Annotated in this window: 20 protein-coding genes and 1 pseudogene; 13 read left to right on the forward strand and 8 right to left on the reverse strand. The window is 60.2% G+C overall.

Annotated elements, in window-relative coordinates:
- Positions 1 to 17 precede the first annotated feature (17 nt).
- From LB577_RS05490 to LB577_RS05515, 6 genes are all read left to right on the forward strand, one after another.
- On the forward strand, positions 18 to 428 hold the full coding sequence (locus LB577_RS05490; protein WP_224685892.1) for a hypothetical protein: 411 nt from the start codon (positions 18 to 20) through the stop codon (positions 426 to 428).
- A gap of 45 nt (positions 429 to 473) precedes the next feature.
- Positions 474 to 695 carry a hypothetical protein gene (locus tag LB577_RS05495; RefSeq protein WP_023780160.1) on the forward strand — a complete coding sequence of 74 codons (222 nt, stop codon included), beginning with the start codon at positions 474 to 476 and terminating at the stop codon, positions 693 to 695.
- A 560-nt stretch (positions 696 to 1,255) separates the two neighbouring features.
- Positions 1,256 to 1,558 (forward strand): hypothetical protein, encoded by a 303-nt coding sequence (locus LB577_RS05500; protein WP_224685893.1) that lies wholly within the window; start codon positions 1,256 to 1,258, stop codon positions 1,556 to 1,558.
- Positions 1,555 to 2,775 (forward strand): Nramp family divalent metal transporter, encoded by a 1,221-nt coding sequence (locus tag LB577_RS05505; RefSeq protein WP_224685894.1) that lies wholly within the window; start codon positions 1,555 to 1,557, stop codon positions 2,773 to 2,775. The genes LB577_RS05500 and LB577_RS05505 overlap by 4 nt, the downstream gene beginning before the upstream one ends.
- Positions 2,775 to 3,134 (forward strand): hypothetical protein, encoded by a 360-nt coding sequence (locus tag LB577_RS05510; RefSeq protein ID WP_224685896.1) that lies wholly within the window; start codon positions 2,775 to 2,777, stop codon positions 3,132 to 3,134. Before LB577_RS05505 ends, LB577_RS05510 begins: the two co-directional genes overlap by 1 nt.
- Positions 3,135 to 3,136: 2 nt before the next feature.
- Entirely contained in the window at positions 3,137 to 3,469 is a 333-nt protein-coding gene (locus LB577_RS05515; RefSeq protein WP_023768153.1) for a hypothetical protein, read from the forward strand.
- Between the two features lie 29 nt (positions 3,470 to 3,498).
- Here LB577_RS05515 and LB577_RS05520 read toward each other — a convergent pair whose 3' ends face one another.
- From LB577_RS05520 to LB577_RS05530, 3 genes are all read right to left on the reverse strand, one after another.
- The gene (locus LB577_RS05520; RefSeq protein ID WP_224685897.1) at positions 3,499 to 3,822 is read right to left on the reverse strand and encodes a hypothetical protein; all 324 of its coding nucleotides are present in this window, start codon (positions 3,820 to 3,822) and stop codon (positions 3,499 to 3,501) included.
- A 73-nt stretch (positions 3,823 to 3,895) separates the two neighbouring features.
- Positions 3,896 to 4,276: a DUF982 domain-containing protein gene (locus LB577_RS05525; RefSeq protein WP_318013423.1), complete on the reverse strand. Its 381-nt coding sequence runs from the start codon at positions 4,274 to 4,276 to the stop codon at positions 3,896 to 3,898.
- Between the two features lie 53 nt (positions 4,277 to 4,329).
- Positions 4,330 to 4,761 carry a GNAT family N-acetyltransferase gene (locus tag LB577_RS05530; protein ID WP_224685899.1) on the reverse strand — a complete coding sequence of 144 codons (432 nt, stop codon included), beginning with the start codon at positions 4,759 to 4,761 and terminating at the stop codon, positions 4,330 to 4,332.
- A gap of 235 nt (positions 4,762 to 4,996) precedes the next feature.
- On the opposite strand from LB577_RS05530, the gene LB577_RS05535 reads away from it, so the two are divergent.
- The 5 genes from LB577_RS05535 (at position 4,997) to LB577_RS05555 (ending at position 8,501) form a co-directional block, all read left to right on the forward strand.
- Positions 4,997 to 5,737: a DUF4142 domain-containing protein gene (locus LB577_RS05535; protein WP_224685900.1), complete on the forward strand. Its 741-nt coding sequence runs from the start codon at positions 4,997 to 4,999 to the stop codon at positions 5,735 to 5,737.
- A 22-nt stretch (positions 5,738 to 5,759) separates the two neighbouring features.
- Positions 5,760 to 6,362, forward strand: coding sequence for a general stress protein (locus tag LB577_RS05540; RefSeq protein WP_224685902.1), 603 nt, complete (start codon positions 5,760 to 5,762; stop codon positions 6,360 to 6,362).
- A 129-nt stretch (positions 6,363 to 6,491) separates the two neighbouring features.
- Complete coding sequence (locus LB577_RS05545; protein ID WP_224685903.1) at positions 6,492 to 6,689, forward strand: hypothetical protein; 198 nt, start codon at positions 6,492 to 6,494, stop codon at positions 6,687 to 6,689.
- A 263-nt stretch (positions 6,690 to 6,952) separates the two neighbouring features.
- The gene (locus LB577_RS05550) at positions 6,953 to 7,762 is read left to right on the forward strand and encodes a nucleotidyltransferase family protein (RefSeq protein ID WP_224685904.1); all 810 of its coding nucleotides are present in this window, start codon (positions 6,953 to 6,955) and stop codon (positions 7,760 to 7,762) included.
- Positions 7,755 to 8,501, forward strand: a complete 747-nt coding sequence (locus LB577_RS05555) for a metallophosphoesterase (RefSeq protein WP_224686018.1) — start codon at positions 7,755 to 7,757, stop codon at positions 8,499 to 8,501. The genes LB577_RS05550 and LB577_RS05555 overlap by 8 nt, the downstream gene beginning before the upstream one ends.
- Positions 8,502 to 8,541: 40 nt before the next feature.
- Here LB577_RS05555 and LB577_RS05560 read toward each other — a convergent pair whose 3' ends face one another.
- From LB577_RS05560 to LB577_RS05570, 3 genes are all read right to left on the reverse strand, one after another.
- Entirely contained in the window at positions 8,542 to 8,727 is a 186-nt protein-coding gene (locus tag LB577_RS05560; RefSeq protein ID WP_224685905.1) for a hypothetical protein, read from the reverse strand.
- A 130-nt stretch (positions 8,728 to 8,857) separates the two neighbouring features.
- The gene (locus LB577_RS05565) at positions 8,858 to 9,376 is read right to left on the reverse strand and encodes a ferritin-like domain-containing protein (protein ID WP_023780148.1); all 519 of its coding nucleotides are present in this window, start codon (positions 9,374 to 9,376) and stop codon (positions 8,858 to 8,860) included.
- Between the two features lie 323 nt (positions 9,377 to 9,699).
- On the reverse strand, positions 9,700 to 9,996 hold the full coding sequence (locus LB577_RS05570) for a DUF1236 domain-containing protein (protein ID WP_411969199.1): 297 nt from the start codon (positions 9,994 to 9,996) through the stop codon (positions 9,700 to 9,702).
- 179 nt (positions 9,997 to 10,175) lie between these two features.
- Here LB577_RS05570 and LB577_RS05575 point away from each other — a divergent pair, with 179 nt between their 5' ends.
- A complete protein-coding gene (locus tag LB577_RS05575) occupies positions 10,176 to 10,607 on the forward strand; it encodes a hypothetical protein (protein WP_224685906.1) in 432 nt (143 codons plus the stop codon).
- Between the two features lie 342 nt (positions 10,608 to 10,949).
- Positions 10,950 to 12,353 (forward strand): hypothetical protein, encoded by a 1,404-nt coding sequence (locus LB577_RS05580; RefSeq protein WP_411969204.1) that lies wholly within the window; start codon positions 10,950 to 10,952, stop codon positions 12,351 to 12,353.
- 349 nt (positions 12,354 to 12,702) lie between these two features.
- Here the strand turns inward: LB577_RS05580 and LB577_RS05585 are convergent.
- Positions 12,703 to 12,906, reverse strand: a pseudogene (locus LB577_RS05585) (DUF3363 domain-containing protein); the annotation flags it as partial.
- Positions 12,907 to 12,958: 52 nt separating this feature from the next.
- Positions 12,959 to 13,597 (reverse strand): helix-turn-helix domain-containing protein, encoded by a 639-nt coding sequence (locus tag LB577_RS05590; RefSeq protein WP_224685908.1) that lies wholly within the window; start codon positions 13,595 to 13,597, stop codon positions 12,959 to 12,961.
- Positions 13,598 to 13,725: the final 128 nt, after the last annotated feature.

Raw genomic sequence — 13,725 nt, forward strand, 5'->3', positions numbered from 1 at the left:
TCGCGAATGCACAGCGAATGCACACCAAACCGCGCCGATCGTTGATTGTTCCCCTAACCAGCGAAGACAATGTCGCTGGCACGATCGCGGCCGCACTCAATCCGGACCTAGCCGTAGCTTGGGGCTGGCACCAGCGAAAGCCGATCACGCAAACCCAGCGGCTTGTGGAACTATTTTCATCATTGGCTGTTCGGCACGCAAGGAGCCGGACGATGGTGCGACGCAACCAAATCATCTCGCTTGTGGTGGCCGCGATCATCATCGCCGGCATCCTTATTGGAGCCCGTTTCCTCGATATGGGCTGGCACACCTCGCCGTTGAAACGGGCGCCAGAGCAAAATCAAGGCGGCAACGCCCCTGCCGATACTTCGCCGGCTGCCGGCGTTCAGAAAAATCCCAAGGAAAACACCGAAATGCCGGGACAGTGATCAAGAACTCGTTCTTGAGTTGACCCCAAACAGGCCAAAGGCGTCATGGGTATCCTTTCCGACCTCGACAAGAAACTGACGGACAATCTGTATGAACATGGTAGCCAGTTCACCGATGCGGTGGCGGATTTGCCGCGGGAGGCGGTGGAAACCGTCGACCGGCTGATGCCTTTCATCCAGCCTGAAGCGCGCGAGACAGTCAAAAGCCAGATTCTCGGCCTGATCCACGAATACAAGATCGAAGCTTCCGACCGCGGGGCCGAGTAGAATCGCCGGCCCGAATTACCCGTTCTGGTCTATCGCATGAGGCGCAGGCTGGCTCCCCACACCGTTGCTCGCCTCACGGCTGCCAAACCACAACCAGGCCGCGATGACCACGACTGCCACGATCGCTATCCAGGCTATGAGACGAGGCATTGCGATTCCTCCGGCAGTCCGTTCGCACCGATGCGGCGAGCAGAGGGCTGAAGCCGGCTCGCCTCCTCCTAATCCAGCAAGCGATCCTTTGTTCCGCTTGCATTGCTTTCTGTCTTAGCCGGCTGGTACCTGTCGCGGTCCCATGTGCTTTGCATCCATGCCATCCGATCGGGGCCTTGCGTCGACGGGCACGCGCTCTAGATCAACTTACCTCGAACATTTCTTCGTTCGGCTCAGGGGAGGCTGTTCTCGTGGCGTACCAAACGCCGGCTTTAACCTTCGGTGGCCGTCATTTCAGGCTGGTTTGTTCGTGCCTTGTGCTGTTCTTGGGCGCCTCGGCGGGATGCTCGTCTTCCGATCAGGTCGAACAGCAATCACGAACGGCGGCGTCATCTGCGCAGACCGTGTCGATGTCGCTTGAAGCCTGGATGGCAGGGGCGGCGCCGTCCGCATACACGGCCGGCACACTGCGATCGATCAGCAGGACGCTGGCCGATGCCGAGGCGCAGATCCGATCAGCCGGCACGGCTGAACCCGCCGAGCAAGCTGCCTTGACGACAGCGGTCAGGGATTTGTCGGGCGCCGTGGCCCGCGCCCAGGCGGGATTGCAGGCCGGTAACCGGACTGAGGTCCAAAACGCGCAGCAGGATCTTCGGCTGGCTTCGCGCTCGCTGAGCACGGCCTATGCCAGATATTTCGCGCCGAAGTCATGAAGAAGCTCGTGGAAATATCGCTCGGCGTCGTTACCAGCGTTGGCGGCTTCCTCGAAGTTGGATCGATGGCGACGGCGGCGCAGGCAGGCGCGACTTTCGGTTTCCAGCTGATCTGGGCGGTGGTTCTCGGCACCATCTGCATCATCTTTCTGGTGGAAATGGCCGGCCGTTTCGCGGCCGTGAGCCAGCACACGATCTCCGACGGCATCCGCGAAAGGTTTGGCTTCAATGTCTTTCTGTGGCCGCTGCTTGCCGCCTTGCTGGTCAATTTCATGGTGCTTTCCGCCGAGATCGGCGGCGCTGCCATTGCACTCGAACTTGCCACCGGCATCGGCTTCCAGTGGTGGGCGCTGCCGGTGGCTTTCCTGGCATGGCTGCTGCTCTGGAAAGGCACGTTCGGCTTCATCGAGAAAGGCGTATCGATCCTCGGCCTGGTGACGCTGTGTTTCGTCGTCGGCGCCGTGATGCTGAAACCTGATTGGACAGCGGTCGCTGCTGCCGCCGTGCCTTCGCTGCCGGCCCACGATGCCGCCAACTACTGGTTCATGGCGGTCAGCATTCTCGGTGCCTCCATATCGCCCTACCTGTTCATGTTCTATTCCTCCGGGGCTATCGAGGATCAATGGGATAAGAGCTATCTCGGGGCCAATCGGGCCATAGCGGGACTGGGGATGAGCTTCGGCGGCACCATTTCGATCGGCGTGCTGATCGTGGCCGCTCTCGTGCTGGCGACGCACGGCATCGACCAGGTGGACGACTATCACCAGTTGCCATTGATGCTGATCCCGATATTCGGCTTCTGGGGTTTCGTTCTGTTCGTGGCCTCTCTCGCCATTGCCTGCTTCGGTGCTGCCCTCGAAGTCGGACTGCAGCAGGCTTACCTGGTCGCCCAAGGTTTCGGCTGGAATTGGGGCGAGGATCGCAAGCCGCGCGACGATCCGGGCTTCAGCGCCGTCTACACGGTGTCATTGTTGCTTGCCGCCATCCCCATCACGCTTGGCCTCGATCCCCTGAGGCTCACCATCTTCTCAATGGCACTGACGGCGGCCAGCCTGCCGCTGACGGTGGTTCCATTCCTGTTTCTGCTGAACGACGAACGCTATGTCGGCGAGCATCGAAACGGCATTATCTCGAATGCCGCGGTCATCTTCATCATCGCGCTTGGCTTCGTGCTGGCCGTGGTGACCATCCCGCTGCAGATATTCGGAGGCACATGATGAAGTTGTTGCGTGATCTCCTGGACAAGCAGGTGGTCGACCGCGAGCAGGTCAAGATCGGCAAGGTGGACGGCCTGGTGGCGGAATTGCGGCCGGGCAAACCGCCTAGGATTGTTGCGATTGAACTCGGCTCCATCACCTTGGCGCGTCGCCTTGGAGCACGGCCTGGGCGGTGGATGGCGCAACTCGCGGCAAAGCTGGGTGGCAAGCGGCATGGTGAGCCACATCGGATCGACTGGCACAAGGTCAGGGATATTGGCGTCGATATCGAATTCGACATCGACGTGCGCGAGACATCGATTTTCGCCTGGCAGGACTGGTTGCGCGATCACGTCATCGGACGCATTCCGGGAGCCTGATGATGACCACCGTCAATCTCGAGCATCTGGCGGGACGAAGCGTACGCTCGCAGCGGGGCAAGAACATCGGCTACATCGAGGAGATTCGCGCCGAGCGGGATGGCGACGATTTCGTTGTCACCGAATTCCATGTCGGCGTCTACGCTGCGTTCGAGCGTCTTTCGGCGTCGGCCATAGGCGTGGCGATGCTGGATCTTTTTCGGCTGCGTCGCCGCGACGGCCTATACCGCATTCCCTGGGACAAGCTCGACATCTCCGACCCGACGCGGCCGCGGCTGCTGTGTCCCATGACCGAACTCTCAGGCATGAAGAGCGCACCCGATCTCGAGGAATAGACAGTCGCACTGCATCGTCGTGAACACTTTCAGCGCAACATGCTTGCCGCCAGAAAAACCGCGGCTGCTATCAAGACGACAGCCGCGATCACCAAGAGCGGCCAGTTACTGTGAGGCCGCAGCTCTGGTTCGCTCTCGACCGGGCGCATCGCATTGGCGAAGCTGGCATCGTTTTCGAATTTTGGGCGCGAGCGTGGCGGACTTGTCTTGGAAGTCGGGTTTTGGGTGTCAGCCGCCTCGGCATCGGTCTCCAGCGGGGCAATGGCGGGATCGAAGCCCGGCGTTTTGTCCCGCGTCGCTCCCGCCTGAATCTCGCCTCTGCCGGAAGCGGTAGGATTTGACACCTTGGCCATAGTCTCTCTTTCAGGTCGGACTCTGCCAGACTTGCAGGTGCCGGCGAAGCCTGGGCGTGCTGGCCGCCAACGGCTAAATCTGGTCGCCGAGCAGAATCCGGGCGTCCTTGGCCGCAACGATAAAGGCCTGTCGTGCGACCCTGGGAGGCTTTTCGCCTCGCATCACGGCAAGGCATGCCCTGATCGCGGCAAGACGCCTTTCGGATGTTGGCTTTGGCCAGTCCCGCAACAGCACTTCGGCCGCATCGGACACCGAAACCACAACCCTGTCCCGGTCTATGCGGCCAGGCTGAATGACAATCGGCTTTCTGAAATGTCCCGTACGCACATGCCTCTCCAGGGAATGCACTCTATTCGCTGCAATCTGCCCATCGCTGCCAGCCCCTATCGCTGCAAGACTGCCCGTTGCGATGCGCCGCTTTAACTCCGCAATCGTCGATTTGTTCCAGAGCACCTGGCGTTTTGCAGTTAGCCGATGGCCATCCCATGCGCGCCCTGTCCCAATACTTACAGCAGGTCCTTGCGAAGGAAGATGCGTGCATGCCCTGGAATTGCGAACTCCACTTTGCCGAATTCCTCAAACCCGTGCCGCATGTAGAAGAGCGGTGCCTGGAAACTGCTCGTCTCCACGACGGCTTTTTTGCAGCCCCGTCTGATGGCTTCCTCCTCGATCGCGCCGAGAAGCTGCGATCCGAAGGATCGGCCACGCAATTGCTCGGGCAGGAAGAACATGTCGAGAAACAGGAGCCCGAGTTCCGTTCTGCCCCAAAGCCCGCACCAGACTTTTCCTGAGGCGTCACGCAGCTCCGCTCCAATGACAGCCCGGTCATCGATCCCGGTCCGCGCAATGTTGTGTTGATAAAGCGCCTCGGCGGCCTGTGTTCGCGCATCCCCACTGTAGGCCAAAGCGATTGTAAATCCCTCGGGTCGAGATGGCATGCGTTCTCCTCCTGTCTCGGGATGACGCATGTCGCCCAAAAGTGAGGAGACATGCATGGAGGTCCAATGCGCTTCCCTTGAATCCGTTTCGACGCGACGTGCTTCAGGCAGAGATTGAGGGCCGAGATCGTGGTGTTGGCGGGTGCGCCGGCATGTCGTCTCGGCATCGGAACAAAGCGCATCTTGGCTTGTTAGGAGGCATCGCAAATTCGCGCACCGACAGGGACAAAAGCCAATGAAAACACGACACCTTCTCGCATCGCTCACAGTCGCTTCCATTGTTTTCGCAATGCCCGCCTTCGCTGCCGACAGCGCCCAGGACTTCGTCGACAAGGCTGCGGTCGGCGGCAAATTCGAAGTCGACTCGAGCCAGCTTGCGCTGAACAAGGTCCAAGACCAGAGCATCAAGGATTTCGCACAGAGGATGATCCGCGATCACGGCGCGGCCAACACCAAGCTGCAGGCGGTCGCCGGCGAACAGAAATTAAAAGTGCCGGCGGCGCTCGATGCCCAGCACCAAGCCGATCTGGACAAGCTCAAGAATGGGCAGGCACCGATCGATCCAGCCTATGTCGACATGCAGCGCAAAGCGCATGACGAGGCCGTCAAGCTGTTCGAGGATTATGCCAGCAAGGGTGACAACCCGGCTCTGAAAACGTTCGCCCAGCAGACGGTGGATACGTTGAAGATGCACCGGCAGATGATCGAAAAGATCGCTGCCCGGCAAGATTCCATCACCGGAGCGACAACTCCGGCGGTGAAGACCGACAACACGCCCAACGCCGCCGCCCTCGTCCCCGGCGCAAACAGCTTCACCGAAGCCCAGGCCAAGAGCCGTATCGAGGATGCGGGCTACACCAACGTATCGAAGCTTGCCAAGGACGACCAAGGGATCTGGCGTGGGCAGGCAACGAAGGCAGGTGAAAGCCTCGCCGTCGGCCTGGACTATCAGGGCAACGTCGTCGCCAGCAAGTGAGCACGGGATCAGGAGAAATCAGATGAAAACGGTAACTGGATTGTTCGACAACTATGACGATGCGGCCGACGCGGTCCGCGAACTGGAAGCCACGGGCGTCCCGCATGCGAACATCAGCATCGTCGCTAACAATTCGGACGACTGGTACGATGCCGACCGTTCGGAGGCTGCCGAGGATGCCGGGGCAGGCGCGGGAATTGGAGCCGTGATCGGCGGTGCCGGCGGATTGCTGACAGGGCTGGGGGTCATGGCCATTCCGGGCATAGGACCTGTGGTCGCGGCGGGGTGGCTCGCCGCCACCGCGACCGGTGTCGTTGCCGGGGCGGTAGCTGGCGGCGCGGTCGGAGGCATTGTCGGCGGTTTGACGGGGGCCGGGGTGCCTGAAAGGGACGCACACGTATACGCAGAGGGCGTACGCCGCGGCGGCACGTTGGTTACGGCCAAGGTGGACGATGAACTCGTTGCTAACGCCGAGGAGATTCTGGGACAATCCAGATCGGTCGACCTTGACGAACGTCGCAGGGCTTACGAGGCTGGCGGCTGGACCGGCTTCGATGCCAATGCCGGCGAATATATCCCTGACGAGACCGATCGCGACAGCGCTCGGGCGATCAATCGGCCCTGATCGGGGAGGCGTGGCCGCATTTACCGAGGACGAGGCTTCACGAAGTGTTACTGCTGGGAACATTCAGCCTTCAATTTCCTTAGATTCCCGAGGCACTTGTCGCCTCATTGATCAGTAAGGAGAAGAAGAATGCCTAACCAAGGTGGTAGTCACGAGCAGCATGTGAAGGCGGGCCAGCAGAGCCACAAGAACATGGAAAACAAAGGTCGCCAGCAGCAGCAGGCAGCTGGCGGCAATCCGCGACAACAGGGCGATGGATCCGGCACCCGCGGCGGTACGCATGAACAACATGTCAAAGCCGGCCAACAGAGCCATAAGAACCGCTAGCGGTAGGCACTGCCGCAAGCCCACCCCGAGCGGGTGGGCTTTATCCTATTTCTGTGACGGTCTCGGCGAACCGTTGCAGCCGAATCGCAGAGCGTAGCGAGGCCCGACCCCGCGTTACGCCGAAGCGACGATCAAGCGCCAGCCGAATTCCCGATATTGAACGAGCTGAAAATTCCGCCGCTCCCGGTACTGCGGAACCAGGTGGTGTTCATGTTGTTACTCAACGAGCGACTGCCGCTTGTCCGGATTCGGAGTCATCGTTCATGACCAATGATCCAGTGCCTGAAAACGTTCTGGTTTCGCTTCCCAGGATCGACCCAAAGGCGGCGCCGACACTCAAGAACGCGGAGGCGGAGGTGTTCTACACGGAAGCAATCCACGAGCTTACCGCCACGGACATTCCGTTTCTGGTCGCGGGAACCTACGCGGTCAGCGCCTATACGGGCGTCATGCGGCAGACCAAGGACCTCGATATCTTCTGTAAGGCCGGCGACTATGCCCGGATCCTCGCCCATTTCAAGCAGCTTGGATATGCCGTCGAGATCGAAGATGACCGGTGGCTTGGCAAGGTGTTCAAGGGGACGCATTTCTTCGACGTCATATTCGGCTCGGCCAACGGCATGATGCCTGTTGGCGACCAGTGGCTGGAACACGCCCGCCAAACCGAGCTGCTGGGCAGCCGGGTGAGGGTAATCGGCCCGACCGAGCTCATCTGGTCCAAATGCTTCATCCAGGACAGAGGGCGGCATGATGGCGCCGACATAACCCATACGATCCTCAAGGCGCATGACCAGGTCGATTGGCACCGGCTGCTTTCCTATCTGGAGGTTCACTGGGAGGTGCTGCTGATGCAGCTTCTCAATTTCAGATGGATCTATCCGACCGAGCGCGACCATATTCCTGCCTGGCTGCTCGACGAGTTGCTCGACCGCCTCGCCAAGCAACGGCAGTTGCCACCTCCAAGGATGAAGATCTGCCGTGGGCGCTTGCTTTCGCAAACCGATTACGAGATCGACGTCAAGGAGTGGGGTTTTGCCGGCGTCGGCGGCGCGGGAGAATTTCGCGATGGTTGACGACATCAAGGATTCCACGGCGGACGGCGTACGCACGCTTAGAATTGCCGCGATGGGCGACCTGCATGTCAGCGAAGATGCCCAGGCGTCGTATCGCGACCTTTTCAGCGAGATATCCCGGGAAGCCGATGTTCTGGTTCTCACGGGAGACCTCACCAATCTCGGCAAGCCGCGTGAAGCGGAGCTGCTGGCGGAGGATTTGCGCAACTGCTCCATCCCGGTGGTGGGAGTGCTCGGCAATCACGACTATGAGTCCGGCGCAGTGGAAGATGTCACGAATATATTGCGCCAAGCGGAGGTTCGCCTTCTCGACGGGCAGGCGATCGAAATCGAGCAGGTCGGCTTTGTCGGCGTGAAGGGCTTTGTCGGCGGCTTCGGGGCGCGCATGCTCGGCTCCTTCGGCGAGCCGGCGATCAAGGCGATGGTCGCGGAAAGCGTGAACGAGGCGATGCAACTTGAAAATGCGATGCGCCAGGTGCGCGCGAAGCGCACGTTGGTGATCCTCCACTACGCGCCCATAGCTGACACCGTCGCGGGAGAGCCGCTGGAGATATTCCCATTCCTGGGCTCTTCACGGCTGGCCGAAACGATCGATCGGTTCAAGGTCAACGCCGTCGTGCACGGGCATGCACATCGCGGTTCTTACGAAGGTCAGACGCCCGGCGGAGCGAAGGTCTACAACGTCGCCATGCATGTCGACAAGCCGAGTGGCCGACCCTATGCCTTGCTCGAAATCTGATGCCAACGGCATGCATCTCCGACTGACATCTTGCCTGGATTCAGTCGGTCGCGTTGATCGACTTCGCCAACTCTTCTAGCTTCCTGGGGTCGTTGCCGTGACGACGCACCAGTTCGCGGGCCTGCCTGGATGGCAAATCGGTCGTCGCCGCCAGCTGTCGTCCCTGCCGATCGTCGATGGCGACCTGCGGCAATGTGTGGTCGATATCGGCTGCCTTGTCTTTCATGATGGTTCTCCTCGATCTGCTGAGGCTCGTTTCTTTCTCGCGTTGGGGAGTCCTGACCCTTGACGGTGAGGCTTCGTGGCGGTGGGGCGCGAAAGTCGCCCCGGCGCTTTGGCACCGGAGCGATTTTCGGTCACGCAGCTTGCTCCAAGGCGCGTTCATTGACGCCGCCTTCACCCAGTCCGGAAAGCGCTTCGTCCGTCGCAACCTCTTCTTTCAACGTATCCTTGAGGAGCTTGACTATGTCACTTTTGCCAAGCTGTTCAGCCCACGCCACCAACGTGCCATAGCGCGCGATCTCATAGTGCTCGACGGCCTGTGCCGCGCCGACCAGTCCTGCATCCAGCGCTGGATCGCCCTTGTACTCGTCAAGGATTTCCGATCCTTCCTCGAGAATGCCATCGATCGCCGGGCAGGTCTTGCCGCGAGCCGGTTTGTCCATAAGCTCGAACACCTGCTCTAGGCGATCGACTTGGCCTTCGGTTTCGACGCGATGTTTTTCAAAGGCCGCGGCCACCTCCTCGGACTCAGCGCCCTTTGCCATCTTGGGCAAGGCTTTGAGTATCTTCTTTTCGGCGTAGTAGATGTCCTTCAGCCCATCGAGGAACAAGGCCTCCAGCCCTTTTGTCGTCGCTCTTTTTGCAGTCGCCATGGTTCTGTCTCCCTAGGTTGTCGTGAAAGCTCACCGGCGGTGTAGCCGTGGACTAACTATCCACGGAAGGGGTTGTTCCCTGCGCGCGACGCGGAAGGGCAGCACGTCAAAATCCGCTCGTCGAAATGGAGCTGATGTCAACGACCAATGGCGATCACGGTGTGAGGTCGGGCGGCGAGGAGGCCACAGAGCGAGGGAATCGTTGCGCCATCTTGACGGAGTTCGAACTCCTGCGAAAAACAAATCACGGTCGCGAGGCAGAGCTTCGCGACCGTGATTTTGCATCCGAAATCACTTCCACCAGTCGGTGGAACCGCCAGGGTTCATTGAATGACTTTCACGATCTTACGCGTGTCGGGATCGACGAGGACCGTCTGGTTGTCGACCACCACGTAGCGGTATCGAACGTTGGGGACTTCGTGAAGTTCGACGGTGTCCGGCAACGTCGAACCCACATTGAGTTCGACGCCCGGTACTTTGACCGATGCAAGCGGCTGCTTCTTCACATATTCCTTGATAACGGTTTCCTGCTCCGGCTGGATCACCACATCCTGCGCGACAACAGCGCCGGCGCCCGCCAAAAACAGCGCGGCGGCCGTTATTCCCATAAAGTATTTCATGACTGTCTCTCCATCGAATGTCCATCGGGCCACCCGCGGCGGCAGGGTGCCGGCTACGGGACCGTGCCCGAACTGCGCAAATGGCCATCGGTTCCAATGGGTGCGGTAAATATTAGCTGCACGTGGAACAAAGGCTTGAAAGGTCAGTTCGCTTGTTGAAGGAACAATAGGAGCAGACCATGAAACATCAGACAATCGACCAACTGCATGCCGTCGCCACGATCGAAATCTCGGCGCCGCATTCCGAAATGACACGACAGCAGCGCATCGCGCGTTGGGCTGAACTTCTCGAACAGACCCCCGAGCGATGCCTCGGCGCGTTGACAGGCACCGAACATTTGCACCCGGAAGCACGGGCCATGGCGCGCTGTGAAGGATCCGCGATTACAGTTGCCTTTGAAGATCCGATCCTGCGGGAATCGGGTCTAAAGGACGACACATATGGCGAGGCAAAGCGCTTCTTCGAATTGAGCGACTGGCAACTCCACGACATCGTCTGCGATTGCCACGTCGGCGCTACCATGAAAGCGCGCTGGGCCGGCGCCCGGGTGCGCGGGACGGTCGGTGGGGCTGGCTTTTTTGCCTGGTTGTGGCAACGGATAATGCACTGATCGCGAGGGATGGCAGCAAGCCGCCTCAGCGACCCGCTGCAGTCCCGAATGCAGGATCAGTTGTTTGTCCTAGCGGTAGAGTTGGTTGGGGGTCGCTCTCCCTGCGTTCCGCAAAGCCACGGTGACGGCCTTTAGCAATGTTAGAGCCGGAAGGTCGACCCAAGGTGCGTAGGGTGGTTCGCGCGCCTAAGAAGCATGACGCTGTTCTCGTCCATGCGGCCGGCTTGGTCGGGATCGGCCATGGCAGCCGCCTCTTTCGGAATGGAAGGTGATGCGATACATTAGCAATTCGTTAAGTGTGCCCGGAGGCCAGCCTAAGGTGAGCATAAGGGGTGTGTCGTGGTGAGTTTCAAGTCTCTAATCAAGCGGGCCGAGAACGTAGACAAGGAATTTCAGGAATTCCAATCGGACCTGGCCGAAGCAATCGAGGACTGCCTTTCGACCGATGGACAGGGTTCGGAAGGTGCGGAAGTGCCGGCAAACGAGGACACTGGCCCTGCTGAAGGCGAAAGCGACGTGCCGTCCGTAAGGTTGACACCGCACACACAGACCCGGCTTGCTGCCCTGGAGGCCGTCGCCGGGCTTTTCCGGGACGGGCAAGGCCACCTGGAAGAGATCGAAACCAGATTGGCCGAGATAGCCACCGCGCATCGCATGACGCGCGAGATTCTGAACGTCCTGCATCGCGATACCCTAAGGGCCAACGAGTTGGAACTGGCCAATGTCGCTTTGACCACGGAACACAAGTCCTTGTCGGAACAATTGCTCGACACCGGCCGCAAGCTGCGCGAACTCGACCGTGCAGCCGAGGTCTGGCAACAGCGCGAGGCCGGCATAGTCCAGGACCGCGAGTCGCTGCGTACAGCGCTTGCGAAGGCACGGCTCGAGCTGGTGGAAATGGGCCATGAGAGTGCAAGGCGCGAAACGCAGTTCGGCGAGATCGTCAATGCCCTGACCGTCAAAACCGTCGAGGTCGACAGACGCGCAAGCGAGAACAAGCTGCTGCGCGAAAAGCAGGTCGGCCTTTCGGTCGAGCTCGAGCAGGCGCAAAAGCGGGAGACCGAGGCTCGGCATAAACTGGACGAGTTCGCGGCAACTCACGCCAACGAAAGCGCGCACATAGCCGAGCTGTTGGCGCAACTTGGCAGGCACGAGAAGGAAGGAGCCCGGCTGCAGAAGTCGCTGGAGACCACGCATGCCAAGCTCGCCGAGGCAACCGAGGCGGCCCGCATCGTGGAAAGCGACAGCGCTGCCGAACGGGCGCGCGCCCACGCGGAGATGCGCGGGCTGCGTTCCGAGATAGAGGAGTTGCGATCGAGGCTGGAGAAGGAAACCAACAACAGCAGCGAAACCTCCGCCGAGATCACCCTGCTCAGAACCCAGGTTAACGATTTCGCGACCGAGCGCCGGATCGCGGAGGAAAGGCTTGTCGCCCTCAAAACCGAGAGCGAAGGCGACAAGAAAAACCTGTCGGCGGTCAGCACCAACCTATCGGAGCTTTCATTGCAACTGGCTTCAGACCAGATACAGCTCGATATCCAGAGGCAGGAATGCGAAGATCTGCGCGCCGAGATCGTGACCCTTGACGCGCGCATTAAGGAATTGCTGCCCTACGAGCGGTTGCACCGAGTGACCGACGCGAGATCGCGCAAAGACGCTGTGTTGCCCCCAAATGGACATATCGTCGAAGCGGCGCCGCGCGCGAGGCGCACATCCCGACGTCAGATGCGCGCTAATGCCGGGTAGCGCAACGCCCGGAACCGGTGTCGCTGCGGGAACGTCGTTGCGACGAGATATGGTCGCTCGCTGGAGGCAATGCTGAATATCACGGAAGTGCCGCGACGTGCCGGCACATTCTCAGACAGTGAGAACGGCCGAAAAATTGCGAAGTTCACGCCGGCTCGGATGAGAATACGATAAGGGGCGATCGCGAGACTTTCTTGGACGGACGCGGAGCACGCCGACTGCACCCCCCGCACATGCTTTCCTGCAAGATACACCAACTATGTCGACTCTTTACCGCAACCAGTCGCATCACAAAGCACGTTGCGCCTGATGGTCGCTGCCGGACTGCCGGAATAACCGCCACCATGGGCTAAATGCCGAGTCCTCGCTGCCGTCCCAACCGCCAGGACATCGATCCGCCCCGCACGATGCCGTTGGCTTCGCGTCCGATCTGGCAGTCGGTGACCGGCCGCCACGGCACAAGGGTGAACTCGTGCGCCTGCTCGAGCACGGCGAACTTGCCGCTCGATAGCTGAACGGTCCCGGTGAGTTTGCTGCTGACGGTCTCGCCATCGAAGTCGAGGTGGCACGATGGTTCTGGCGTTCTGCCCAGCAGTTTTCGCGCGTCATCCACCCATTTCCAGCAGCATGTTCTGCTTCAGTATTTCGATGCTCCGCAAGCCGAGCAGGCGAATGGCGCTTTTGTCCTTCAGGCGGGTGAAGACCCGCGACACCGTCTCGATGGTGAGGCCGAGATAGTCGCCGATATCCAGTCGCGACATCGGCAACTCGATTTGACGCAGGCCACCCTGACGTTCCGCCATGTCGACCAGGAATGCTGCGACGCGTTCGATGGCATTCTGGCGGCCGAGGACCAGCAGATGCTCCTGGGCCCTGATCAAACCCTTGAGTGCAAGCGGCAGCAACTGACTGGACATATCTGCTGTTGAGGCGATCCGGAAAACGCGAATGCCGGTCGCACCGATTGCCTCGGCGAAGAAATGGTGTGTGGCATCGGCCTCGAAGCCGAAGGTTTCTCCGGCCAAATGAAAGGCGCTGATCTGCCGGCGGCCGTCAGCCAGCAGCCGGTATACACGAACGGCGCCGAATTCGATCTGGTAAAGAGGCCCGGCCTTTTCGCCTTGGGCGTAGATCTCTGTGCCGGCGGGGAAGAAGCTGACCGGCTGTGCCATGGCCCCATCGAGAAGCACGAACGGGCTCGGCTGCGATGGCAATTCAATCTTGGCGATTTGTTGAGCGTACATGGCTGTGTTCCCGGTTGTTCCGCGAAGACAGCAATCGCGCGATTCCGGGCCCGCCGAAATTCGGTTATATCCCTAAGGAAAACTACTTAGGTGTTCGCCGGGATGTCTGGGCCGTTGGTTGCGTGCGA

Origin of the sequence: Mesorhizobium sp. B283B1A (genome assembly GCF_020165735.1) — a bacterium.
Taxonomy (GTDB): domain Bacteria; phylum Pseudomonadota; class Alphaproteobacteria; order Rhizobiales; family Rhizobiaceae; genus Mesorhizobium; species Mesorhizobium opportunistum.